This is a genomic window from Granulicella aggregans (genome assembly GCF_025685565.1).
In the GTDB taxonomy this organism is placed as follows: domain Bacteria; phylum Acidobacteriota; class Terriglobia; order Terriglobales; family Acidobacteriaceae; genus Edaphobacter; species Edaphobacter aggregans_B.
In genome coordinates, this window is record NZ_JAGSYE010000001.1 from 887,976 (window position 1) to 914,257 (window position 26,282).

At 61.1% G+C, this 26,282-nt stretch carries 17 protein-coding genes; 12 read left to right on the plus strand and 5 right to left on the minus strand.

Annotation, left to right across the window (positions count from 1 at the left end):
• Positions 1–62 precede the first annotated feature (62 nt).
• From OHL18_RS03720 to OHL18_RS03730, 3 genes are all read right to left on the minus strand, one after another.
• Positions 63–1,760: an FG-GAP-like repeat-containing protein gene (locus tag OHL18_RS03720; RefSeq protein ID WP_263373483.1), complete on the minus strand. Its 1,698-nt coding sequence runs from the start codon at positions 1,758–1,760 to the stop codon at positions 63–65.
• Positions 1,744–3,033 carry a tetratricopeptide repeat protein gene (locus OHL18_RS03725; RefSeq protein WP_263373484.1) on the minus strand — a complete coding sequence of 430 codons (1,290 nt, stop codon included), beginning with the start codon at positions 3,031–3,033 and terminating at the stop codon, positions 1,744–1,746. Before OHL18_RS03725 ends, OHL18_RS03720 begins: the two co-directional genes overlap by 17 nt.
• Before the next feature lie 121 nt (positions 3,034–3,154).
• Complete coding sequence (locus OHL18_RS03730; RefSeq protein ID WP_263373485.1) at positions 3,155–6,625, minus strand: TonB-dependent receptor; 3,471 nt, start codon at positions 6,623–6,625, stop codon at positions 3,155–3,157.
• A 323-nt stretch (positions 6,626–6,948) separates the two neighbouring features.
• Here OHL18_RS03730 and OHL18_RS03735 point away from each other — a divergent pair, with 323 nt between their 5' ends.
• On the plus strand, positions 6,949–8,376 hold the full coding sequence (locus OHL18_RS03735; RefSeq protein WP_263373486.1) for a glycoside hydrolase family 30 protein: 1,428 nt from the start codon (positions 6,949–6,951) through the stop codon (positions 8,374–8,376).
• A gap of 385 nt (positions 8,377–8,761) precedes the next feature.
• A complete protein-coding gene (locus tag OHL18_RS03740) occupies positions 8,762–9,781 on the plus strand; it encodes a LacI family DNA-binding transcriptional regulator (RefSeq protein WP_263373487.1) in 1,020 nt (339 codons plus the stop codon).
• A gap of 524 nt (positions 9,782–10,305) precedes the next feature.
• Here OHL18_RS03740 and bglX read toward each other — a convergent pair.
• Positions 10,306–12,534 carry a beta-glucosidase BglX gene (bglX, locus tag OHL18_RS03745; protein WP_263373488.1) on the minus strand — a complete coding sequence of 743 codons (2,229 nt, stop codon included), beginning with the start codon at positions 12,532–12,534 and terminating at the stop codon, positions 10,306–10,308.
• Between the two features lie 418 nt (positions 12,535–12,952).
• On the opposite strand from bglX, the gene OHL18_RS03750 reads away from it, so the two are divergent.
• The 6 genes from OHL18_RS03750 to rsmG all read left to right on the plus strand — a co-directional run bounded on the left by OHL18_RS03750 (position 12,953) and on the right by rsmG (position 20,941).
• On the plus strand, positions 12,953–14,638 hold the full coding sequence (locus OHL18_RS03750; protein WP_263373489.1) for a CRTAC1 family protein: 1,686 nt from the start codon (positions 12,953–12,955) through the stop codon (positions 14,636–14,638).
• Positions 14,639–14,977: 339 nt separating this feature from the next.
• A complete protein-coding gene (locus tag OHL18_RS03755) occupies positions 14,978–16,438 on the plus strand; it encodes a P-loop NTPase family protein (RefSeq protein WP_263373490.1) in 1,461 nt (486 codons plus the stop codon).
• 179 nt (positions 16,439–16,617) lie between these two features.
• Positions 16,618–18,186, plus strand: a complete 1,569-nt coding sequence (locus OHL18_RS03760; protein WP_263373491.1) for a bifunctional folylpolyglutamate synthase/dihydrofolate synthase — start codon at positions 16,618–16,620, stop codon at positions 18,184–18,186.
• A complete protein-coding gene (locus tag OHL18_RS03765) occupies positions 18,183–18,935 on the plus strand; it encodes a lysophospholipid acyltransferase family protein (RefSeq protein WP_263373492.1) in 753 nt (250 codons plus the stop codon). Before OHL18_RS03760 ends, OHL18_RS03765 begins: the two co-directional genes overlap by 4 nt.
• A gap of 120 nt (positions 18,936–19,055) precedes the next feature.
• Entirely contained in the window at positions 19,056–19,838 is a 783-nt protein-coding gene (locus OHL18_RS03770) for a gamma-glutamyl-gamma-aminobutyrate hydrolase family protein (RefSeq protein WP_263373493.1), read from the plus strand.
• Between the two features lie 467 nt (positions 19,839–20,305).
• Positions 20,306–20,941 (plus strand): 16S rRNA (guanine(527)-N(7))-methyltransferase RsmG, encoded by a 636-nt coding sequence (gene rsmG, locus OHL18_RS03775; RefSeq protein WP_263373494.1) that lies wholly within the window; start codon positions 20,306–20,308, stop codon positions 20,939–20,941.
• 53 nt (positions 20,942–20,994) lie between these two features.
• On the opposite strand, the gene OHL18_RS03780 is transcribed toward rsmG, so the two are convergent.
• Positions 20,995–21,384: a VOC family protein gene (locus OHL18_RS03780; RefSeq protein WP_263373495.1), complete on the minus strand. Its 390-nt coding sequence runs from the start codon at positions 21,382–21,384 to the stop codon at positions 20,995–20,997.
• A gap of 514 nt (positions 21,385–21,898) precedes the next feature.
• On the opposite strand from OHL18_RS03780, the gene OHL18_RS03785 reads away from it, so the two are divergent.
• The 4 genes from OHL18_RS03785 (at position 21,899) to OHL18_RS03800 (ending at position 26,176) form a co-directional block, all read left to right on the plus strand.
• On the plus strand, positions 21,899–22,741 hold the full coding sequence (locus OHL18_RS03785) for a ParA family protein (RefSeq protein WP_263374585.1): 843 nt from the start codon (positions 21,899–21,901) through the stop codon (positions 22,739–22,741).
• Positions 22,742–22,829: 88 nt separating this feature from the next.
• The gene (locus OHL18_RS03790; protein ID WP_263373496.1) at positions 22,830–23,762 is read left to right on the plus strand and encodes a ParB/RepB/Spo0J family partition protein; all 933 of its coding nucleotides are present in this window, start codon (positions 22,830–22,832) and stop codon (positions 23,760–23,762) included.
• 205 nt (positions 23,763–23,967) lie between these two features.
• On the plus strand, positions 23,968–25,287 hold the full coding sequence (locus tag OHL18_RS03795) for a metal-dependent hydrolase family protein (protein WP_263373497.1): 1,320 nt from the start codon (positions 23,968–23,970) through the stop codon (positions 25,285–25,287).
• A 49-nt stretch (positions 25,288–25,336) separates the two neighbouring features.
• Positions 25,337–26,176: a DUF3800 domain-containing protein gene (locus tag OHL18_RS03800; RefSeq protein ID WP_263373498.1), complete on the plus strand. Its 840-nt coding sequence runs from the start codon at positions 25,337–25,339 to the stop codon at positions 26,174–26,176.
• Positions 26,177–26,282: the final 106 nt, after the last annotated feature.

The window sequence follows — 26,282 nt, forward strand, 5'->3', positions numbered from 1 at the left end:
TACACCTCACCCATACCGCTCGAACCTTTCAACCCATACGCTCATCCAAACCGTCACAGACCTCACCGCAACTCCCCACCCTCCTTCAACCGATAAAACCTATCCCCCACCACATGCTCAAACCTCTGCTCCAACCCATCCGGCCACTTCACCGTGACTCCATCCATCACGCCCACATCCCCCATCCCAAAGTGCAGCCTCAAATCGCTCTGCGACAGATAACTCCCCCCACTCAACACCTCCGCCATCTGCGACACCTTTCCCGTCCTCACCGTCACCGTTGCATTCAAAGCCAGCCGGTTCGACTTCGTCCCTTCAAGCTGAAAACTCACCCAGTGGTTCCCCTTCGGGGGATTCGTCTGCAACACCATCGGCTGCCCGGTAAGGTTCTCGACCACGACATTCAACCGTCCCGTGTTGAACAGGTCCCCCACCGCCAGCCCGCGGCTCACCTGCCGCATTTCGAGCGCCGCACTCTCCGAGCTCACATCCCGAAACGTCCCATCCCCGTTGTTCCAGAACAGCAGCTTCGGCTCCTTGTACGAAGTCGCCAGCTTCGCGTTGTCCACCTGCGGATACACATGCCCATTCGCCACGATCAGATCGAGCAGCCCGCGATTCGCCGTATCCAGAAACGCATCTCCCCACCCCACATCCGGCAACGTAGCCTTCGCAATCCCAGCGCTGTGCGCCACATCGGTAAAGTTCATCCCACCCTCGTTCCGATACAACACCGCATAGTCTTCGCTGAAGTGCGTGATCGCGATACTCTCCCGCCCCGTCCTCGTATAGTCCCCCAGCGCGACACCCATGTTGGCCTGCTCCTGGCCGTTCTCACTCAGCGCAACGCCCGCGTCCGCTCCAATCTCCTTGAACTTACCCCCACCTTCGTTGTGATACAGAAAGTTCGGCTCGCCATCGTTCGCCACAAAGAGATCGAGCTTTCCATCCCCATCGAAGTCCGACCACACCGCCTGCATCCCAAAGAAGTGTTGCGGATCATTCACCCCCGCCGCCACGCTCACCTCGGTAAACGTCCCATCCCCAGTGTTCCGATACAGCGTGTCCGGAGCTCCCTTCAATCCACGCGGCCCGCACTGCACCGCGACCTCGTGATACATGCAAGTCTTCTGCGACCCAAACGTGGGCAGATGCTCCAGATCAAGATCCACATAGTGCGGCACGAACAGATCTACAAGCCCATCGCCGTCATAGTCCCCAAACGCCACGCCCGTAGCCCATCCCTTGTCTACATCGAGCCCAGCCTTCTTCGTCACATCCGTAAACGTCCCATCACGGTTGTTCCGATAAAGCACCACCCCGCCAAAGCAGCTCACTGCCAAGTCCGGCCAGCCATCGTTATCGATGTCCCCCACCGCCGCGCCCATCGCCCAGCACGGAGCCGCCACACCCGCCTTCTCACTCACATCCGTAAACGTCCCATCGTGGTTGTTGCGATACAGCGCACTTCTCGCGCCCTTACCCACCTGCGCCATCGCCACACTGGGAGCGTTCGTGAAGTAGATATCCAGCCACCCATCCCCATCGAAGTCAAGCAGCGCCACGCCCCCGCTCATCGACTCCACAATGTACTTCGCCTCTGGGCTCGATAGATGGTTGAACCGAATCCCCGTCGAAGCCGTAATGTCCGTCATCGCCGCAGCCTCGTTCGCCTTCACCTGCGCCCGCGGACATCGCATCGACAATGCCGCCAGCAGCATCACCCCGCACACCCTCACCCACTCAGTTCTTCGGCGCATCGCTCTTCAAGTCGGAGTCCTTCAAGTCACCACCGCCCGACCCACTTCTCAGCGCCCCATAAACCCCGCGCAGCTTCTCCCGAGTCGCCTTCAGCTTCTGGTAGTCCACAATCTCCCGCTTCGCATCCTCCGTCCGGTGCAGCCTCCGATACAGCGCCGCCAGCCGATAGTGCGCCAGCATGTTCGTCGGATCGCTCTTGACGACACCTTCGAGCAGCGGTAGCGCCGCCTCCAGCTGCTCCTCATCCACCAGCTCATGCGCCAGCCCAATCGCCGCATCCGCGTTCTCCGGCTGCAAAGCCAGCGCCTCCTTGTAGCGCTTCATCGCGCCCGCATGATCGCCCTTATCCGCCGCAAGATCCCCCAGCCGAGTCATCGTCTTGTCGTCCCGCGGATTGTCCTTCAACGCCAGCTCATACTCGCCCTGCGCCTCGGCCTTCTCTGCAGGAGCACTCGATGCCGCCAGCAACTCCGCCAGCTCAAAGTGCGCTCCCGGCAGATGCGGATCGATCTTCACCGCCGCTCGCAGATTCGTAACCGCCGCCGCATTGTCTCTCGCCTTCACCAGCTCATGCGCAATCGCCTGGTGCATCTGCGCGCTCTCCGGCCCCGCCAGCGACAGGTCCAGCAGCGCCTCACCCGCAAGGTCCGTATACACGCGATAAGCCGCATACAGCACCTCCGCATCGGCAGGCATCGCCGCCTTCAACTGCGCAACCGCAGCGGCGGCGGCAGGCAGATCATTCGCCGCCGTATCCATCTCCACCAGCTCCAGCCCCGCCTGCTTGCGAACCTTGTCTTCGGTCAACCCCGGCAGCGCCGCAGCCAGGTCACTCCGAGCCGCAGCCACATCCCCCGCCCGCCGCTCACTGAACCCCAGCAACGCCTGCAGCTTCGCCTGCTGGGGAGCCAACGCCACCGCCGCCTTCAAGTGCGGTATCGCCTCTTGATACTGCCCATCGAAGTAAAGCAGCACACCTAGGTTCGCCTGAGCATCCAGGTTCCCCGGCTCCGCCTCCGCCACGACGGCAAACTCCTTCCGCGCCAGCTCCGGCTTCCGCTGCTGCAGATACTCCCTTGCCTTCCGCTCATGCTCCGCCACATCCGCACTCGGAGCCGAATCCTGTGCCCCATCTTGCGGACTTTGTGCCCCATTTATCGCAGCAGTATCGCGATGAGTGGGGCCAGCCCCAACCGTCTGCGCGGACAATACGCTCCAAGGCATCACCCACAGACACCCACCTACAGCGAGATAGCCAAATACACGGTTCATAACAAGCTTCACTATAGAGCGCCATCTCCCGAACTGTCCCCAGCGACACAAGGCAGTTCAAGCGAGCAAAAAAATGCAATCGGCGACCGAGGCCGCCGATTGCACGTTGGGTAGTTACGCCTTAAAACTCCAGGTGCGCCGCCACCTGCATCCCACGTCCACCGTTCGTCGTGCTGGTGATCTGGTTCGTGTTATCAGCAGTGCGGTAGGCCTGCCCCGGCTGTTGGTTCGTGACGCTTCCATCAGCATTCTTGATGGAGAAGGCCGTCAGGTTGTAGGTTCCGCCACCAGGCAAACCGAAGTTTGCATGGTTGAAGGCATTGGTAGCATCGGCGCGAATCTGCAATTTGACACCTTCGTGTATGTCGAAGGTCTTGCCGATAGACAGGTTGGTCAGGTCCACTCCAGGTCCATAGAGAGCGTTGCGCCGCACGTTGCCGAATGTTCCCGGCGCCGGGAGACTGAACGCTGCCGCATTGAACCACACCGTGTGGTTCTTTCCATTCACATACAGGGGAGCGCCGGTGTAGTTGGGAAACTGCGTACTACTCGTCTGTTGAAAGGTAAGGTCATTGCCACTCACAGCAACGCTGAACGGGTTCCCGCTCTGGATGATGTTTGTCGTCGTCACCTGCCAGCCGCCAAGCGCCTCGTCGAGTATCCAGCTCTTGTTCATGAACTGGCGTCCGCGACCGAAGGGAAGCTGATAGACCAGCCGATTCTTGAACGCATTGTGGATGTCGAAGTTCGAGTTGCTGTAGTTCGCGGCGGCGTCGTTGGCAATCTGGTAGGTCTGGGCACCTGAGCGGCTACCCCAGCTCGAAGAGTCCACGGAGTCAGTGAAATGAGCCCATGTGTAGTTCGAGTCGAAGCTCAACCCATGCGAAAGCCGACGGCTGACCGAGACCTGCAACGAGTTGTAATTCGAGATGCCGTCGTTCGAACTGGTGCTGATCCCCTGGAAGAGCGGATACGGCCGGAACGCCGTATCGTTCGAGCTCAAGTGATTGAGAGGAACCGCGTTGATGTCAGTTGGGTAGTTCAGGTTCTGCGCATGGCTTCCAACATAGGCCATCTCGAAGACCATATTCGACCCAATAGCGTTCTGCATGGAGAGGTTGTACTGGAAGATCCGTGGGGTAGGCGTGTGATACGGGTTCGCACTGACACCCTGCCCATTGAAACGTGCAGGATCGGTCGACGCAGCCGAGTAGGGAAGCGCCGCCCCAGTCTGAGCATTCGTGCCGGTCCCACCGAAGTAGGTGATCGGCGTAATGCCATTGGTCTGGTCGGCGACTCCACCCGAAGCGCTGATCTCCGCACCCATGCCCGAACCATAAGTATCGAGACTCAGGTTATAGGCGTACATGCCGAAGCCACCGCGGATCGTCGTCGTCGGGTGAGGCAGCCACGAGAAGCCTACGCGCGGCAGGAACGTCTTGTACTCGTTCGCCTGCAGTTGCGTCCTTCCGTTCGCATGCGTCGACCCATACCAGAACGCTCCGAGCGTGCCGTTTGCCGGGTTGGTTACAGTCGGATCGAACGTTGCCATGTTGCCGTGCGTCTCACCCCAGCCATGACGAATCTGGTAGCGCAGGCCAACGTTGATGGTCAGGTTCGGACGCACCTTGTAGTCGTCCTGGACGAAGACCTGCGGGCTCTTCAAGCGTCCTGCGTACTCAGGCGATACGCTTGCATACCAGTTGTCCGCCGCACCCAGAAGGAAGTCCGCGTAGTCCAGACCCGTTGAGGAATCCGGCGCAGCGACACCGTTCGCGTTCAGCGTCCAGTTGCGGGTAAACGACCCATTGAACTGCAGGGTGCCGGCATTCGTGTTGCCCCAAGCCGTCGAGTTGTCCTCGTACATCAGGAACTCGCCGCCGAAGTGCAGCACATGCTTGCCCTTGATCAGCGTGACCACGTCAGAAGGATCGAAGACGTGCTCCTTGTAGACTGCGTTCGAGCTTGGGTTGATCCACGCGTACGGATAGGAGCCGTTGAACTGTACCGCCGGCAGGCTATCCGCCTTCGCGAACTGCCAGCCAAGCTGTGCAGGGTATCCCTTGCCGAGCGTGAGGTCAGCGAAAAAATTGCCTTGGTACGTGTAGCCGAAACGGACCTCGTTGACGACATTCGGGCTGATCGTCCAGACTTCGGTGATCTGCGCTGTGTTGCTGTCCACATCGCCGCTCTGGCAGCCGACCGGGCAAGCCGAGACCGAGTTCGGATAAATGACGGGTGTATCGCGCTGCTGGTCCGTCATCGAAAGCCGGTGCGAAGCATTGATGTTGTAGTCGAACCGTCCGAAGTAGCGCTTGTAGGGCGTGGACTGCGGAAGGCTCGAGTACCAGTTGTTCTGCAGAAGTCCGGAGCCGTTCAGTTGGCCAGCCAGGAACTTGCCACCCGCGATATGGTTTGTGGGGGTCGGGTAAAGCTTCTGGAAGGCTGCCGACACCTTGTCGAAGAGCGCATCCGGGATCTCGTTGCTGCCGTACTCGCTCTGGAACGTCTGGCGAACCGGATAGGGGTTTCCAAGGGCGTCATGCGCGATCGTCTGCGTGGTCGGATCGTAGAGCAGGTGCTGCCCACTGAAGTCTCCAGCCTTCACCGCCTCGGTCGGAATCGTCTGCGTCGAGTTGCTCGCCGAACCGTGATTCACAATCTGGTCGTAGTTGAAATAGAAGAACGCCTTATCGTGACCATTGAAGAAGTGCGGAATCAGCACCGGGCCGCCGATCGAACCGCCAAAGTCGTTGTAGCGAAGGAACGGGATCCCGGGGTTGCCGTTGAAGCCATACTGCGCCGCGTTCAACGCATCGTTCTGAAGATACTCATACGCCGTGCCATGGAACTTGTTCGTTCCACCCTTGCTGATCTGGTTGAACACCACGCCGCCAATGCCGTACTGCGCAGAAAACGCCGAGGTATTCACCTGAAGCTCAGCCACCGTCTCGAACGTGTTCACGTCCGAGTTCGCGCTGTGCGAAAGCGTCGTCGAAACACCGTCAGCCAGCACGTTGCTGTAAGGCAGGTTGCCGTTGATCGCCGCTACCTGTCCAGGGTTCGATCCGCCATTCGACTGCTGCGGAGTTCCCGCGCTGCCCGGCAGCAGGATCACGAAGTTCTGCCAGTCCGGTCCCGTTCCGCCGCCCACGTTCGGCAGCTGCGACATGTCCTTCGCTTCGAACGTCGTCGATTGCTCACCATTCTCGGTCGCCAGCAACGGAATGTCGGTCGTAACCACGACCTCCTGGTTCACCGATCCGACCTTCATCGTCGCATTGATCGTCGAGAACCCAACATTGATCGTGACGCTGCTGCGCTCGAAGCTCTGGAAGCCCGGCTTCTCAAACTTGATGCTGTAGGTGCCCGCGACGATCGAGGACGTATCGAACAGTCCGTCCTTGTTAGTCGTCAACGTCTTCACCACGCCAGTCGCGAGGTTCGTCACCGTTACCGTTACGCCGGGAATCAACGCGCCGCTGTCGTCGGTAGCGGTTCCGCGGATATCGCCCGCGTTCACCGCCTGGCCATGAGCCACAGATAGAGATAAGGGCGCGCACAGAGCTGCTGCCAGTGCGATTCGCCTCATGAAATACGTCATCTTGAATCCTCCGAAATGCTACTTGCCGGTTGGTTCCGCCGTCCGCGAAGACCACCGGCCGAAACAAACGTTTATCTTGTGAGTTGCGAGACACATTCAAGCCGATTCGAGATACAACTGTCAAGCTCCACCTTTTGATGGAGTCACCATCACGACACGCTTGAATCTCCCCAAGACAAAGGTTTATCTTTGCGCTGCCTAACAAAATCGTTTACGTCCGCGACTTTCCCATCGCGACGGCGATCCAACCAGAACTTCGAGCGGCCCAGACTCTCCCGGTCCCTTCGCAAAACGCGCTATAAAGGTTCACCATGCGACTTCGCCCAGCAGTCTTGTCCGCCATCTGCCTCGCCCTCGCGCTCGCCCCGCTCACACTGCACGCCCAGCACGTAGACGTCTGGCGCACCAACGCCGACCGGTCCCAGCTCCTCACCCACCAGCGCCTCGCAAAATCCGTAGCGCCAGACGCAACCGCTACCACGATCGTTGTAGACGACACCAAACCCATGCAGCCCATCGAAGGCTTCGGCTTCGCCATGACCGGCGGCAGCGCCCAGCTCATCCACCACATGAGCCCCTCCGCCCGCCGCAAGCTCCTCCACGAACTCTTCCGTTCCGACAAGGACAGCATGGGCATCAGCTATCTCCGCCTCAGCATCGGCGCGTCCGACATGAACGACCACGTCTACACCTACGACGATCTCCCCCCGGGCCAGACCCAGACCGACCCCGCCCTCGACCACTTCACCCTCGCCGAGGACGAAAAAGACGTCATCCCCGTAATGAAAGAGGTCCTCAGCATCGCCCCGAACCTGCACATCCTCGCCTCGCCCTGGACCGCGCCCGCCTGGATGAAGACCAACGACGCCGTCAAGGGTGGCACCCTCAAGCCGGAGTTCTACGGCACCTACGCCGCGTACCTCGTCCGCTACATCAGGGGCATGCAGGCCCACGGCATCCCCATCGACGCCATCACCATGCAGAACGAGCCCCTGAACCCCAAGAACACCCCCAGCCTCGTCTTCGAAGCCGACCAGGAAGGCGCCTTCCTCCGCGACGCCCTCGGCCCGGCCCTGAAGCAGGCCGGCCTCAAGACCAAGGTCGTCCTCTTCGACCACAACTGCAACCACCCCGACTACCCCATCACCATCCTCAAAGACCCCAAGGCCGCGCAGTACGCCGCCGGCTCCGGCTTCCATCTCTACGAAGGCGAGATCTCCGCCCTGACTGAAGTCCACAACGCCTTCCCCGACAAGAGCCTCTACTTCACCGAACAGATGGTCATCGAAGAGATCCACGAAGGCAAACAGCGCCCCGTCTCCGACCCCGTCGCCCGCGTTGTGATCGGAGCCATGCGCAACTGGAGCCGCACCGTCCTCCTCTGGAACCTGGCAGCCGACGAGCACTTCGGCCCGCACACCGACGACGGCGGCTGCCCCGTCTGCCAGGGAGCCATCACCATCGAGGGCGACAAGGTCAGTCGCAACATCGCGCTCTACACCATCGCCCACGCCTCGAAGTTCGTCCCGCCAGGCTCCACCCGCATCGCCTCCAGCGAAGACGAGTCCGCGAAGCCCGAGTCCAGCCTCAGCAACGTAGCCTGGCGCCGACCCGACGGAAAGCACGTCCTCCTGGTAGCCAACAACACAAAGGAATCGAAGCCCATCAAGGTCGAATCCGGCCCGAGCACTTTCTCCACCACCATCACCGCCGGAGAGACCGCTACCTTCGTCTGGTAGCCCGGCACCTCTGCTGGCACAGCCCCTTGTCCGCCCTTTTGTTTGTCATTCCCGAAGGGAATCCGCTTTTGTCTTTGCCGTCATCCTGAGCGAAGGCACCCGCAGCTTCATCGCGGGTGCCGCAGTCGAAGGACCCCGAGCGACCCCACGTCACCCATACCGCTAGAACCTTTCAGCCACCAAACCGGGTACACCATATCTGGCAGCCTCACCGCCAGATGTGGGATACACCGAAACCGTGTGGCCCATTCATCGCAGACTTATCGCAATGAGTGGAGCCCGTCTCATCCCTCCCATTGGCCCCCACCCCCCGAAACCCTATACAGTGTCATCAACCACCATGCCCCGAACCCCACAAGGCCAAAGCAAGCCCGTAAGCCTAAAAATGCTTGCCGAGCACCTCAACCTGTCGCCCGCGACCGTCTCCTTCGTGCTCAACAACGCGCCCAACCGGTCCATCCCGGAGGTCACCCGCGAGCGCGTCCGCGAGGCCGCCCGCCACTTCAAGTACGAGCCCAGCATGGTCGCCCGCCTTCTCCAGGGCAAGAAATCCCAAACCATCGGCATCCTCCTTCCCGAACTCGGCGAGGGCTACCACGCCCAGGTTCTCAACGGCGCAGCCGACGTCTTCATGCGCGAAGGCTACTTCTTCTTCACCGCCCATCACCGGCACCGCAAGGACCTCGTCGAGGAATACCCGCGCCTCCTCCGCCAGCGCGGCGTCGAGGGCATCCTCACCATCGACACCCACCTTGAAGACGCCTTCGACATTCCCACCGTCACCGTCGCCAGCCACAAGGTCATCCCCGGCACCACCAACATCCTGCTCGACCATGACCGCGCCGCCGAGCTCGCCCTAGGCCACCTCGTCCGCAACGGCCACCGCAAGATCCTCTACATGCGCGGCGCGGCCTTCAGCTCGGACTCCAACAGCCGCTGGCGAGCCACCGTCCGCGTCGCCAAACTCCTCGGCCTCAAGATCCCCGAAAGCCACATCATCCGCCTCGAGCGCGACGTCAACACTCCGGAGCTAGGCTACCCCGCCGTAGCCCAGGTGCTCATGCGCCAGCGCGACTTCACCGCCGTCCTCTGCTTCAATGATGTCTCCGCCATCGGCTGCATCCGCGCCCTCCACGACGCCGGCCTCAACGTCCCCAACCAGGTCTCCGTCGTAGGCTTCGACGACATCCAGAGCGCCTCTTTCTACGTCCCGTCGCTCACCACCATTCGCCAGCCCCTGGCCCAGATGGGCCACCAGGCCGCCACCCTCCTGCTCAAGAAACTCCGCGGCGAACACACCGAAAGCCTGGTAAAGATCGAACCCGAACTCATCGTCCGCGAATCGACTTCCAAAGCTGTCGCCAAGGCTGGCTCAACCCTCCGCAAAAAATCCGCAAAGCCCTAGCGCCCTGCTCGTCACCCCAGAGAAGTCGTCATCTCGACCGGAGCCGTGCAGCTTTACCGCACGGCGTAGTGGAGAGACCCCCGCATTTTTACTTTCCCTCAACTAAAGCAGAAAAAAGGAAGCCGTCATCCTGAGCGAAGTCTCTTGCAGCTTCACCGCAAGAGACGCAGTCGAAGGACCCGCCACGCGACCCACATCCCCACAACCGCCCAAAGTTTTCAGCCACAAATTCGGGTGCCGGGTGCCCCATATCTGGCAGCCTCATCGCCAGATGTGGGAATGCCGCCACAAATTCGGGTGCCGGGTGCCCCATATCTGGCAGCCTCATCGCCAGATGTGGGAATGCCGCCACAAATTCGGGTGCCCCACCCATGGCAAGCCTTTGGCCATGGGTGGGTCCGCCACAAACTCACAGGCAGCAGCGATCCCAACGCCCCACGAATAAGAGGAGTAGCAGCGGGCTTCAGCCCGCGGTAAACCACCATCACCAACAAAGGGGGCTTCAGCCCCGGCGAGGTCAACCCCTACCTCACCGAAAACTCCCCATGCAGCTTCGCCTCGGAATCCGTCCCTACCCAAACATCAAACGCCCCCGGCTCCAGCGCCCTCTTATGCGTAGCCGGACTCCAGAACGAAAGCTCCTCCGCCTTCACCGCAAGCTCCACGGTCTTCGTCTCGTTCGCTCCTAGCGTCACCTTGGTAAACGCCTTCAACTCCCGCACCGGTCGAGATGCACTCCCCGCCCGCTGATGCGTATAGAGCTGCACCACCTCAGCCCCAGCAACATCCGAAGCATTCTTCAAAGTCACACTAACCTTCAAAGTCCCATCGCTCGCAACCGTCCCCGAAGCCACTTTCAAATCGCTCACTTCAAACTTCGAATAACTCAACCCATACCCAAACACATACAGCGGAGTGCTCGGCATATCCCAGTACCGCCCGGCAACATCATCCGGAATCTGCGTCAGATAGCGGTTATAAAACAGAGGCTCCTGCCCCGCCGCGCGAGGCCAGCTCACCGTCAGATGCCCGCTCGGATTCGCCTTCCCAAAGAGCAAATTCGCCACAGCATGTCCACCCTCCGACCCCGGATACCAGACGTTCAATATCGCCGGCACATGCGTCGAAGCCCAATTGAGATCGAGCGGCCGCCCCGTCATCAACACCAGCACCACCGGCTTGCCCGTAGCCACGATGGCCTCCAGCAACCGTTCCTGCTCGCCCGGCAGCGTCAGGCTTGCCCTTGAAGCCCGCTCGCCGTTCATCGTCTGCGCCTCGCCCAGCACCATCACCACAACGTCCGCACCCTTCGCGGCAGCAATCGCCCGCTGAAACTCAGCCTCCTTCGCCTCCGGAGTCGTCAACGTCACCGGCGTAGGTGGCACCTGCTCATCGAAGATCGTCGCTGAACCACGCTCAATCTCGACACCCTTCACCGCCGTCACCGTAGCTCCCGGCAGCGCCTCACGAATTCCCTGCGCGACGGTGATCACATTCTCACGATCACCATGGATCGCCCAAGACCCCAGCGTATCCAGCTTGCTATCCGCCAGCGGGCCAATCACCGCGACAGACTTCAGCCCCGAACTCAGCGGCAGCGCATTCCCTTCATTCCGCAGCAGCACCGCCGTCTGCTCCGCCGCCTCACGCACCGCCGTCCGCTGCTCCGGCGATCCCGTCACCACCTTGAAGTGGTCCATGTCCGCATAAGGATGTTCAAACAATCCCAGCCGGTACTTCATCGCAAGAATAGGCTTCACCAGCTCAGTAATCTGCGCCTCGCTTACCAGCCCCTTCTTCACCGCGTCCGCCAGGTTGTCGCGATAGTTCGAGGTCGTCATCTCCATGTTGACGCCCGCATTCGCCGCCCGCACCGCCGCGTCCTCGGCGTCTGCTGCGAACCCATGCGTCTTCAGGCTCTCCACGCTCGCCCAGTCGCTCACCACGAAGCCCTTGAACTTCCACTCCTTGCGCAGCACATCGTCCAGCAACCACTTGTTGCCCGTCGCCGGAACCCCGTTCAAATCCATGTACGCCGACATCACCGTAGCCGCGCCCGCATCCACCGCCGCCTTGTAAGGCCGCAGGTACGTATTCTGCAACTGTTCCTCGGAGAGATCAACGCTGTCATAGTCGCGACCACCCACTGCTCCGCCATACCCCGCAAAGTGCTTCACCGAAACCAGGATGTGTTCCGATGCCCCCACGTACTCGCCCTGAAACCCCTTCACCTGCGCCGCCGCCATCGCCTCGCCCAGCACCGGGTCCTCGCCCGCGCCCTCCATGATCCGTCCCCACCGAGCATCCCGCGCAATGTCCACCATCGGCGCAAACGCCCACTCGATGCCCGCCGCCCGAGCCTCCTGCGCCGCCATCGCCTGCGTCCGCGTCACCAGCGCCGGGTCCCATGACGAAGCCATCGCCAGCGGGATCGGTGCAATCGTCCTGAACCCATGAATCACGTCATAGCCAAAGATCAGCGGGATATGCAGCCGCGACTCCGTCACCGCAATCTTCTGCAGCTCATTGATCCGCACCGGGTCCGTGAAGAACAGAAAGCTCCCCGTTCCGCCGGTGCGCACCAGCTCCTCAGCCTTCGCCGCAGGCGTATACATCGGCTGCCCAGCCGTCTGCTCCATCTGCCCGATCTTCTCGGCCAGCGTCATCTTCTTCACCAGCGAATCGACAAAACGATTCACCTCCGCCTCGCTCGGGGCCTTCGAGGTCTGGGCATAGAGCCCCGCAGTGGTCACGGCAAAAGCCGCCGCAAGAAGCGATACGCCACAAGAAAACACGGAGAACAAACGTTTGCTTCGATACATTCTGGCTTTCCTTTTGGTCTTCAACACTCTACCGGCTGAGCCGCAGCCTTGGCAAAACAAACCTTTGTCTTCGATTCCTTTCGCGGCTCCGATTTCTTCCTGTTGTTTGTCATTCCCGAAGGGAATCTGCTTTCCCGCGCGAAGCCCCTTGACACCACACCCACGGCCACCATCTCCTATCCCTTGCATGGCCAACCCCAAACACCCCGTCATTCTGAGCCGAAGGCGAAGAATCCCCGCATTCCTCCCGCAGCCGCACAAAGCCTGGTTCAGGCACAAAACTGGGTGCCCCGTATCTGGCAGCTTCATCGCCACAACTCCGTGCCCCATTCATCGCAGTCTCACCGCGATGAGTGGGCTAGCCGCCATCCTCCTCACCGCCTCCCTCACCGCCCTATCCCAGGAAAAAATCACCTTCACCAACACAGCCCCCGAATCCCACCTCGCCTTCACCCTCCACAGCAGCACCAGCCCCCACCGCTACTCCATCGAGACCATGACCGGTGGCATCGCCGCCTTCGACTACGACAACGACGGCCTCCTCGACCTCTTCTTCACCAACGGCGCCGACGTCCCATCCCTCGAAAAGTCCAACCCCACCTTCCTCAACCGACTCTTCCACAACAACGGCGACGGCACCTTCACCGACGTCACCGAAAAGGCCGGCGTCGGTGGCCTCGGCTACTCCATGGGCGTCGCCGCCGCCGACTTCGACAACGACGGCTTCACCGACCTCTACGTCACCGGCGTCAACCACAACCAGCTCCTCCACAACAACGGCAACGGCACCTTCACCGACATCACCACCAAAGCAGGCGTAACCGGCATCATCCCCGGCATCGGCAAAGCCTGGTCCGTCACCGCCGGCTGGATCGACTACAACCACGACGGCCTACTCGACCTCTTCGTCGTCAACTACCTCAACTACGACCTCAAGACCGCCGCCAGTTGCAGCACCCACAAGATCGTCACCTACTGCTCACCCGACGACTTCGCCGGCCTGCCCAACATCCTCTACCGCAACAACGGCGACGGCACCTTCACCGACGTCTCCAAAGAATCGAGGGTCGGCAGCTACATCGGCAAAGGCATGGGCGTGGCCTTCGCCGACTACGACGGGGACGGCTTCACCGACATCTTCGTCTCCAACGACACCTTCCCCAACCTCCTCCTCCACAACAACGGCGACGGCACCTTCACCGACCAGGCCACCTCCGCCGGCGTCGCCTACAACCAGATGGGCAAGACCGTCGCCGGCATGGGCGCGGACTTCCGCGACCTCGACAACGACGGCCGCCCCGACATCTTCCACACCGCCATGTTCGGCGACGCCTTCCCCCTCTACCGCAACCTCGGCGACGGCCAGTTCGAAGACGTCACCAGCCCCTCCGGCATCAGCCTCTCAACGGTCAAGCTCACGGGCTGGGGCACCGGTGCCTTCGACTTCGACAACGACGGCCTCAAGGACATCTTCACCGCCAACGCCGCCATCCTCGACAACTCCGCCATCGTCGAGCACCAGCCCTACCCACTCCCCAACGCCATCTTCCGCAACGTCGGGAGTATGGGCAGCATGACCTTCAAAGACGTAAGCGCCAGCGCCGGCCCAGCCTTCAAACTCTCCGCCCCGCATCGCGGCGCAGCCTTTGGTGACTTCAACAACGACGGCAAGATCGACATAGCCGTAACCGTCCTCAACGGCCCCGCCGAACTCCTGATGAACCGCACCGAAGCCCACAACCACTGGATCATCCTCAAGCTGGTAGGCGTGCGCGATGGCAAGGGTGGCGACAACCGCGACGGCTTAGGCACGCAGGTAAAAATCACCACGTCACGAGGCAGCCAGTACAACGAAGCCACCACCGCCACCAGCTACAACTCCTCCAGCGACAAGCGCGTCCACTTCGGCCTCGGCGACGCCACCCTCATCGACACCATCGAACTCCGCTGGCCCACCGGCATCCACCAGACCCTCCACAACATCAAGCCCGACCAGATCCTCACCATCACCGAACACGCCGACCCAAAGCCCTAACCGACCTCCTGGCGACAGATGGGTGCCCCCTATCTGGCAGGCTTCATCGCCAGATGTGGGAGTGCCGCCACCAACCCTCAAGTGCACTTCTGAATGACGGGGCTTCATTGAAAAGGGAGGAGCGGCGGGCTTCAGCCCGAGGGAAAAACCGCCTCCCAGGAGTGGCTTTAGCCTCGGAGAGCGACACACACCCTTCTCCAACATCCCACCTAAGCGTCACTCCCCGTCCCACCCCCGTCCCACCCCTTCACCCCTCCGATTACCCTCCCCCATGCAACCATCAACTAGCTGCGGACTGACATCTACGTCCGTCGCAAGGGGGCTACCATCAGCGTTCGAATGAGGCTAGGCGATCTGCTCGTCCGCGCGAAGCTGGTGACCGCGACCCAGATCGCGCAGGCGCTCCAGCTCCAGGCCCGCCAGGGCGGCCGCCTCGGCGACCACCTCGTCGCCCTCGGTGCCGTCACCCACAAGGCCCTCGAAGCCTTCCTCAACCGCATGCCCGCCGAGCCCCGCGACCTCGACTCCACTGGCATCGACTCCAAGGAACTCCTCACCCTCCTCCTCAAGCTCATTCACCAGAATCAGCTCGAGTCCGTCCGCCAGTTCGTCGACGCCATCAAGCTCCCTGCAACCCTCGTCAAGGAGCTCGTCAAAACCGCCGTCGAACGCCGCTTCCTCCTCGCCCGCGGCCTTCGCCCCACCGACACCGCCATGGAGATGAGCTACACCATGTCCGACGAGGGCCGCCGCTACACCCTCGACGCCCTCCAGCAGCTCCGCTACATCGGCCCCGCACCCGTCTCCCTCGAAGACTTCACCTACCAGGTCAACTTGCAGAAGCTCACCAACGAGACCGTCACAATCGACCGCGTCCGCGAGGCTCTCCGCGATCTCCAGTTCGACAACCTCATCGTCGAACAGGTCGGCCCCGCCCTCAACGCCGGCCGCGCCATGCTCCTCTACGGCCCTCCCGGCAACGGCAAGACCTCAGCCGCCCTCCGCCTCGCCAGCCTCTTCAACGACGTCATCTACGTCCCCTACGCCGTCACCGTCGACGGCCAGATCATCACCTTCTATGATCCAAGCATCCACGCACACATTCCGGGCACCGGCCCCAACGCACTCGCCTCCGACCTCGACGCCGGCGACGGCCCATCGCTCCTCCGCAAGGAAGCCTACGACCTCCGCTGGATCCCCTGCCGCCGCCCCTTCGTCGTCGCCGGCGGCGAACTCACCCTCGAGATGCTCGAGCTCTCCTACGACCACATCTCCCACATCTACGAAGCTCCGCTGCACATGAAGGTCCTCGGCGGCTGCTTCGTCATCGACGACTTCGGACGCCAGCTCGTCAGCCCCACCAAGCTCCTCAACCGCTGGATCGTCCCGCTAGAAAGCGCCGTCGACTACCTCAAACTACACACCGGCAAGAGCTTCTCCGTCCCCTTCGACGAACTCGTCATCTTCTCGACCAACTTAGAGCCCGAAGACCTCATGGACCCGGCCTTCCTCCGTCGCCTGCCCTATAAGATCGAGATCGGCGCTCCCGACCTCAAGCTCTTCCGCCGCATCTTCGACAACCAACTCGAACCCCACGGCATCCAGATCGACGACGAACAGTTCCACTGCATCGTCCACAAGATCCGCGACGAAAAGGGCCTTCCCCTGGCCGCCTTCCAACCCCGCTTCATCGTCGACCAGATCGTAGCCACCAGCCGCTTCCTCGGCCAGCCCGTCCGCCTCGAACAGCGCTTCATCGACTACGCCATCGACAACCTCTGCGTCCGCCGCAACTCCTAGCCCGAGCCACCAGACGGGTGCCCCATCCATCGCGTCTTTGTCTCTCGCGATGGGTGGGACATTCGTGCGAAGCGCGAACCGCTCCCGCCCAAATCCTGGGTGCTCCATGTCTCGCCTTTGAGACATGGGAGGTACACCGCTTCCTCGTCCCGTCAGGCGCCCAAGCTAAAATCAATCCCATGTCCCACACCGCTACTCCCGACCAGGCCTACACTCACGCGATCGACCAGCTCTACGCCCTCGGTCAGGAGCTAGCCCCCGCGCCTCCGCTCCCTGACGGCACACCCGCACCGCGCCGCAAGTGGGACCTCGCCCACATGCGCACCCTCTGCGCCGCTCTCGGCGACCCGCAAAACACCTTCCCCAGCGTCCTCATCGCCGGCACCAACGGCAAGGGCAGCACCGCCTCCACCCTGGCGAGCATCCTCTCCGCCGCTGGCTACAAGACCGGCCTCTACACCTCCCCACACCTCTCCCGCGTCAACGAACGCATCCAGATCCTCGACGCTCAACGTACACCGCACAACGTACACCTCGAGATCGCCGACCAAACCTTCGCCCGCCTCTTCTCCCAGGTCGACGACACCGCCGCAGCCTTAATCTCCGAAGAAAAACTCCCCCACCACCCCAGCTTCTTCGAAGTCCTCACCGCGCTCGCCTTCCTCTACTTCGCCGAAGAGCGCGTCGACATCGCGATCCTCGAAGTAGGCCTCGGAGGCCGTCTCGACGCCACCAACGTCGTCGAGCCCCTCCTCTCCGTCATCACCGACATCTCCCTCGACCACCAGGAGTACCTCGGCAACACCATCGCCGAGATCACCCGCGAAAAGGCCGGCATCCTCCGCGCCAACGGCACCCTCATCACCCTCCCCCAGCACCCCGAAGCCAACCAGGCCATCGGCGAAGCCGCCGCTCTCCTAAACCTCATCGCCATCAGCGCCGCCGACTTCATCCCTTCCCAACTCCCACAAATGTCTCGTGGAGAAGAGGAAGCCGTCATCCTGAGCGAAGCGAAGGACCCCGAGAGGCCCGACGCCACCACGACCGTTAGAACCTTTCAGCCACGAACTAAGACGGTTCTCCCCCGCAACCACTACACCCTCACCCTCAACAACGAACCGCTCGAAGTCGACTCGCCCCTCTCCGGCCACCACCAGCAGCGCAACATCGCCCTGGCCATCGCCACCGCAATCGCATTACGTAACCAAAAAAGTTACAATTCGAAAATAGGTAACTCCAAAAGTTACAAAATAGAAGTTCCCGCCATCGAAGCCGGAATCCGCAACACCCGCTGGCCCGGCCGTCTCGAGTTCTTACCCCCAAACCTCCTCCTCGACGTGGCCCACAACCCCGCCGGCGCGTGGACCCTCCGCGCCGCCATCGCCCGGCTTCCCGAAGACCAGCCCCGCACCCTCCTCTTCAGTTGCCTCGGCGACAAAGACCTCACCGAGATGTCCCGCATCCTCTTTCCCCTCTTCGACTCGAGCCAGGGCGAGGGTCGCGAGAAAGACCACATCCTCCTCGCGCCCATCGCCAACCCACGCGCCGCCAAGGTCGAAGACCTCCTCGCCGCCGCGCACGCTCTCGACATCCCCGCCCACGCCGCCCCGCACCTTGCCGGAGCTCTCGCCCAGGCCCGCGCCATCACGCCTCCCGGCGGCCTCATCATCGCCACCGGCTCCGTCTACTTGGTAGGTGCCATCCGCGACCTGGCCCTTGAACCCGCCGCGGAGGAAGCCACGGCGTGACCTCGCGGCCACAAGCGGGCCTTCTCTTCCGGCTCATCACCTACGTCATCCTCGCGCCCCTCGTCGCGATCTCGACGACCTTCTTTGGCTGCATCTCGCTTGTCTGCGGCCTCTGGGACAAGTCCGGCCGCCAGCAGCACTTCGTCGCCCACCTTTGGGCCCGCTCCCTGCTCCGCATCGCCCTCTCTCCCGTCACAGCCGTCGGCCTCGAGCGCATTAAACCCGGCCCCGCCGTCTACGCCTCCAACCACCTCAGTTACTACGACACCCCGGTCCTCTTCGCGACCCTGCCCTTCCAGTTCCGCATCCTCGCCAAACAGGGTTTGTGGAAGGTCCCTTTCATCGGCTGGTACCTGAATCGTTCAGGCCAGGTTCCGGTCGACTCGAAGGACAACCGCTCCATGATCGCCAGCCTCGGCCGCGGCGTTGCCACGCTCAAAGGCGGCACTCCACTCGTCCTCTTTCCCGAAGGCGGTCGCGCCGCTACCGGCCAGATTCAGGACTTCATGTCCGGTGGCTCCTTCATGGCCATTAAAGCGGGCGTGCCCGTCGTTCCCATCGCCCTCATCGGCACCTACGAGTTGCTGCCGATCCACACCTACCACCTCACCCCGCGACCCCTGCTGGCCGTCATCGGTGATCCCATCCCCACCACCGGGCTCACCACCCGCGACGCCGCCGCCCTCACCGCCCGCGTCCGCGAAGCCATCGCCGCCATGTACGATCAATACCGAAAGCCGCTACTGTAGCCTCGGCGTGAGAATCTATTGGAGAGAGATTCGTCATCTCGACCGAAGCGTAGCGTAGTGGAAAGACCCCCGCATTTGTCTTTTGCCCGGTCGCCACTCCGAAGGAAGCCTGATTAAGCAATGACCAAGACCCGCATCGCCATCCCCGTCCCCACCAGTTTTGATCTCGAGTACAACCAGAAGTCCTGGCCCCAGTACGCCGCCGCCGTCCAGCAGGCCGGAGGCGAGCCCGTAGAAGTTTCCCTGACGCTCACGCCGTCCGAGATCGCCGACCTCATCAACACCTGCCAGGCGATCCTTCTTCCCGGCAGCCCAGCCGACGTCAATCCGCAGAAGTACGGCCACGACCGGATCGAAGCGACCGCCGACGCCGACCACGCGCGCGAGAATGTGGATGAGCTCCTCATCCAGGACGCCCACAATCTCTACAAGCCCATCCTCGCCCTCTGCTTTGGCGTTCAGATCCTGAACGTATGGCGCGGCGGTACGCTGGTTCAGGACCTCACCATCATGCCGGTCAACCACGCTGCTGGCGGCTCAGTCGCCATCGCGCACACTGCCATGGTCGCGCCGGAGTCGATGCTGGGCAGCCTGCTCGCATTCGATGAGGCACCGCCGCAGGACGACTTTCTCCGCCTTCCTATCAACTCCAGCCACCATCAGGCCGTCGGCATTCCCGGCGATGGCCTCCGTGTTGTGGCCCGCTGTCCTCAGGATGGCGTCATCGAAGCCGTCGAAGGCGGCCAGGCCACAGAGGGCGCAACCGCCCACTGGGTTCTCGGCCTGCAATGGCACCCGGAGCGCTCAACTGAGATCAGCGCCGCTTCCCGCGCCATCTTCTCGCGATTCGTAGCCGAAGCCGCTGCATGGGTTCCCCGCACGATTCGCACCTCTGTGGCTTGATCCCCCAAACCCCAAATGTTCCACGTGGAACATTTGGGGTTTCCCCCGCACTAGCCCAACCGAAGCCGTCATCCCGAGCGAAGCGAAGGATCCCGAACGCTCGCATCACCCATGCCGTATCAATTCTTTCACCCTCAAATCCAAGCGATAAGCCAGAACGTGACAGATGTTCCACGTGGAACATTGCAAGATGGAGCGGCAGAAAACTCCCCGACGGCACCGTCAATCTGGACGTTCATCGCGATCTTTCGCTACTCTCAGGACGACGGTTTGGGAGTCAATTGAGAAAGACAGAGCAGATGTTCCACGTGGAACATCTGGGCAGCCGAGCCAATAAGTCATTTATTATCAACACAAGCTCCCCGTTTCAATGTCAAAACGCGCTAATGTTCCACGTGGAACATCCTGCAAATTCAGTTCAAACCCTGTAGTGTTCCACGTGGAACATCTGCCAGATTCGAGATTCGATGCCAGCTTTCACCTTTACCCCGACCCGTATCGCCGAACTCGTCCGCCCCTACCTTGCTCCTGACGCAACCGTGCCCACTCCACTCTACGAGCAGCTCGCCACTTACCTGGATCTACTGTTGAAGTGGAACACCCGCACCAACCTCACCGCCATCCGCGAGCCGGAGGAGATCGTCCGCCGCCACTTCGGCGAGAGCCTCTTCGCCGCCCAGCATCTCGGCGAATGCGTCACCCTGCTGGACTTCGGCTCTGGCGCTGGCTTTCCCGGTCTCCCCATCCAACTCCTCTGGCCTGAGTCGCAGGTCACGCTCGCCGAGTCGCAGAACAAGAAGGCCACCTTCCTGCGAGAAATCGTCCGCACCCTTGGGCTAAAGACCGAGGTCTGGGCCAACCGGGTGGAGGCGATGCCCGGTCCGCGCTCCTTCGATGTGGTCGCCCTGCGTGCCGTCGACAACATGGAAGAGGCCGTAAAGGCTGCCTCCACGAGGGCCACGAGACGGCTGGCAATCATGATGTCTGCCCACCACGCCATCCCTTCGTTGCCCGGGTTTTCTCTTGCGGAGGAGCTCTCTCAACCTGGCGATGACCCTTTGAAACTCGCCCTGCTCGACCGCAATCAGACGCATGAGGGGTGAAGCGCGGTGAATGTTCCACGTGGAACATTTGCCCTTCTGCAAGGAGTTCCGGTCTAACCGGAGGTCTGGCCCATCAGCCGGGAGGGCCAGCCGATGCGGATCAGCATACCGTCCGGCCCGCATATACCAACCTCGTAAAGGCCCCATTCGCGGTGGCGCAGCACGCCGCCGGGACGGATAATCAGGTCCTCTACCCGCGCGGCGATCGCATCCACATCGGGTGTGCGAATGAAGACGCCAAAGGGGTTGTGCTCCTCCGGCACCCGCCATGGGCCGTCTCCCGCCTGGATTAGGTGGACTTCGCATCCCCATCCGCTGAAGATCTTGTAGTTATCGTCGCCGCCCGTGCAAGCGAAGCCAAGACGCTCCCAAAACAGGATCGCGGCAGCCAGATCGTTGCTCGGAATAATGGCGAAAGCGCCTACTTGTGGGACCTTGGACATCTTCTTGTTCCTCCGCTTGGCGGCAGAATACCGCACAGCGGGGATCGAGAAAAGCCTGGCAACCACCGAAATGCAGCCAGCGAAGCCTGAATGTTCCACGTGGAACATTTAGCCGCGAGCGGCCGAGCCAAGCCGACTTCGCTGCAGCCGTGAGAGTCAGAAGCCGCAATGTTCCACGTGGAACATCGATCTGTCCGTCAACGAAAGGTGGTGGCGTCGAGATAGAGTCCTGCCGGATTCGGCCAAAACGCCCTCCTGAACGGCTGCGCGCGCAAATACTTTTCCACACAGGCTTTCGCGGGAACAGGCGTGTTTAGCGGGGATTTCCGCATTCCACACCTTCTCCACAGCCAAAGGCACTTCTGCACAAGGCGCAGCGATTGCCAGCCCGAATGCGGCTCGATACGCTTACTTATTCATGTCGAACGCCAGCGATACCCCCGAACAGCCTGTGGAGACCTCTCCGCCGGAGCCCACTGCCAATCCAGAGCCCACAGCCGAAGCCGCTCCCGCGATTGCGCGCGTGATCGCCGTCGTCAACCAGAAGGGTGGCGTGGGCAAGACGACGACTGCCATCAATCTTGCCGCCGCGTTTGCGCTCGAAGGGCTGCCAACGCTGCTGATCGACTGCGACCCGCAGGCCAACACCACCGGCGGGCTCGGATTTGGCCGCGATGAAGAGCGGGCGAGCATCTACGACCTCATGATGGGAGAGCGGCGACTCGAAGAGGTGATGGTTGCCACCGATGTCGAGAACCTCTCGCTGGTGCCGGGGAGCAAGAACCTGATCGGGGCGAACATTGAGCTGGTCAGTCAAGACCGGCGCGAGTTCCGGCTGCGCGATGCGATCGAAACGGCGCGGACGAAGTATCCGTTTATCCTGCTCGACTGCCCGCCGGCGCTCGACCTTCTCACCCTGAACGCTCTGGTTGCTTCAGACGGGCTGCTGGTGCCTATGCAGGCGGAGTACTTCGCGCTCGAAGGCATCTCTGAGCTGATGAGCACGCTCGACCGGGTGGCGCAGGCGTTCAATCCCGGACTATCGCTCGAAGGCGTGCTGTTGACCATGTACGACGACCGCACCAACCTCTCGCAACAGGTGACCGAGAACCTGAAGGGCTTCTTCGGCGACAAGCTGTTCAAGACGACGATTCCACGGAACATCCGGCTGGCCGAGGCTCCTAGCCACGGTAAGCCGGTGGCGATGTACGACGCGCGCTCGCGTGGAGCAGAGGCGTACCAGGAGCTCGCCATCGAGGTGCTGACCCGCGAGGGGATCGAGAGCCCGAAGATGAGGGAGCGCAAGGCCAATGCGGCTCCGAAAAAAGAGATGAAGTTCTGGCCTTACAACAAGTAGGCGGTTTACGTCCCACCCATCGCAAGAGCGCGATGGATGGGGCGCCCGGGCAGACGTACACCCAATCAGTTTGAGAAAGAGAAGAGATATGGCGATATTGAATGATCCGAAGCGGAGAGCACTGGGTAAGGGACTGGAGTCCCTGCTCCCGAAGCGGGAGCCTGCGCCGGTACCGCGAATCCAGGCTGCGGAAGAGAATCCGGCTCCCGTTGTAGTGGCTGCGCCTGAGGGTAAGCCGCTCGAGATTGAGCTGGACAAGATCTCGCGGAACCCGTTCCAGACGCGAACTACCTTCGATCCGGAGAAGCTAAAGGAGCTTGCGGCTTCGATCGCGGCGAGCGGCGTTGTGCAGCCGATCGTGGTGAGGCCGTTGGGCGGAGGCAAGTATCAGCTCATCACCGGCGAGCGGCGTTGGCTGGCCTCGTTTGAGGCGTCGAAGACGACGATCCCGGCGATCGTGCGCGAGGTCTCGGACGAGCAGGCGATGGAGATGACCATCGTCGAGAACCTGCAGCGCGCGGACCTGAACCCGATGGAACAGGCGCGGGCGTACAAGCGGCTCTCGGAGGAGTTCAAGATGAGCCAGGCGGATATGGCCACGCGGACGGGCATGGCCAGGACGACGGTGACGAACTATTTGCGACTGATCAAGCTGCCGCTGCCGGTGCAGCAGAGGATCGAGTCGGGCGAGCTGAGCTTTGGCCACGCCAAGATCCTGAGCATGATCGAAGACCCGGACCGGCTGCTGTCGGCGGCGCTGCGGGTGATTGGGCTGTCGATGTCGGTGCGGCAGACGGAGACGTATGTGCAGGGGATTCTGAATCCGGAGTCGAAGGAGAAGCAGCAGAAGCTGATCCCTGAGCTCGATCCGAATGTGAAGGAGATCCAGAATCAGATCCAGCAGGCAGTGGGGCTGAAGGTACGGATCGAGGACAAGGAGGGCCGCGGGCGGGTGATCATCGAGTATAAAAAGTTGCATGACTTCGATGCGATCCTGGATGCACTTGGGGTGAAACGGTAGAGCGAATTTGTTCCTTTTTTAGTTACAAATACGATTGCTTGTTTTGATTGGGATAGGAAGAGCGTTCGTGGCGCGCGCGCATGCCCTCGTTGGCGACGATGAAACAGTCGCGAACATGGGGAACAAGGCGCTTACGCAATCGATGAACACGCAGTAGACTTGGGCATCCGTTTTCTGCTGCCTATTTCACTGTGAGGTTCTGCCTGTGTCGATTTTGAAGATTTTTTCGCCGCGCTATTTGTTCCTTCTTTCGTTACAAATTGTTCTGGTGGGCTCGGTGGTAGCGCAGGCGCCGGCTTCTCCTTCGCCTTCTCGGATCCTGGTGCGGGCGGGCAAGCTGCTCGATGTACGGACGGGTGCAGAGGCTTCTGGGAAAACGATTGTGGTAACCGGCGACAAGGTCACGGCGATTGCGGATACTTCGGCAACACCTGCTGCCGCGAGCGACGCAGTGATCGACCTGACGAAGTACACGGTCATGCCAGGGCTGATCGACGTGCATACGCACCTGACGGGAGCGAACAACTTCGACCCTTTCTTTGAGCTGACGATGACTCCGGGGAAGGAGGCGATCATCGGCGTCGAGAACGCGAAGGTGACGGTGGAGGCCGGGTTCACGACGGTGAGGAATGTGGGCGCGGGCGGCTTCACGGATGTGGCGCTGCGCGATGAGATCAACGAAGGACATATTCCGGGGCCGCATATGCAGGTGTCGGGGCCGGCGTTAGGAATCACCGGCGGACATATGGATGAGAACCTTCTGCCCTCGCAGTATCACGTAGTGGGCGAGGGTGTGGCTGACGGCATCCCTGCTGTGCAGCACATGGTGCGGCAGAACATCAAGTATGGCGCGGACCTGATCAAGATTGGGGCTTCGGGCGGGGTGCTGTCGAAGGGCGATGATCCGCAGGCGAGTCAGTACACGGAAGAAGAGATGCGTGCGATCGTCGCCGATGCGCATCGGCTGGGGCGTAAGGTGGCGGCGCATGCGCATGGAGCGCAGGCGATTCTATGGGCGACGAATGCGGGTGTGGATTCGATCGAGCATGGGAGCTATCTGGATGACGCGGGGATCGCGGCGATGAAGGCGCATGGGACGTATCTGGTGCCGACGGCTTATCTGATCGACTGGATGCAGCAGTATGGGAAGCTGCCGGTCTTCTATCAGCAGAAGATGAAGGACGTGAGTGCGGTCGAGAAGCAGAACGCGATCAGGGCCATCAAGGCGGGGGTGAAGATCGCGTTGGGGACGGATGCGGCGGTGTATCCGCATGGGCTGAACGCGCATGAGATCGATGTGTATGTGAACCAGTTTGGGATGACTCCGCTACAAGGGATACAGACGGGGACGATCAATGCGGCGGACCTGATGGGATGGAGCGATAAGGTCGGTGAGTTGACGCCGGGGCACTGGGCGGATGTGATCGCGGTAGAGGGTGATCCGCTGAAGGATGTGAAGGTGTTGCAGGATGTAAAGTTTGTGATGGTGGGCGGGAAGGTGGAGAAGGTGCCGGGGGCGAAGTAGGGAGCGGTCGGGTGCTTTTGGTTCCGGGTGGTTGGAGAAATCTACAGCGATGTTCACTTTCTACATTGATGACAGCGGAACTGCCCCAGATAGCAAAGTCGCAATTGCTGCTGGAGTCGTCATTCCAGCCATCAGGTTACAGCGCTTCGAAGAAGAGTGGACTCGATTCTTGGAGAAATACAAGATCACCAATTTCCATACCTCGGAATGCTTAGCGAGGAATTCAAAATCTGAATTCTCGGCATGGAGCGACGAAGATGTCCAAAGGGCATTTGATCGCGTTCAGCAGATCACGTTCAAGTATGCGATCAAGGGCTTTTGTATCGCGATAAATAAGGAGCTACAAGAACAGTACGTACCACCGCATATGTGGGCCGGCGTTGGCAAATCACCTTTGATGTGGGCCCTCGGAAGTCTGCTAGGGCTGTCCTATGACTTTGCCTTCTCGCGCTCGGTACCGATGGAATACATTTTTGACTCCACGGAGGACAAGCAACTAAAACGCGACATTATTGAGGCTATTGAATATTCGGAAGAGAGGGGATATGGAAAGCACTTCCTTGACCATTACACATTCAGATCCCGGATTCACTCCCCAGGGCTACAGATTGCAGATTTCTATGCGTGGCATGGATTTCATCTCGCACGCCAGCATCACTACCACACTCCATCGCAGGATCTTGCTCTAAAGACTATAGGTGGCTTTGCCTTGAGATCGGCCGGGGTCCCGGATGTGGCATGGTCAACCATGCAAACTCTGGACAAAGGAAGTTTGCAAGAGTGGGTCAAGAAACTCCGCGATAGCGAAGCTGCATATAGCGCTATGGCCTATAAGGCCAAGCGGAAGGCTGAGCGGATGCCAGAGCGTAAAAAGCCAAAACACGCTTGATTCATCAGGACGTGACGCTGCTGCAGCATGTAAGGTCTTTGATGATGAGCCGGGGCTTAAGCAGGAGGCAGGGAGAGAAATGCGGGGGTCTCTCCGCTTCGCTATG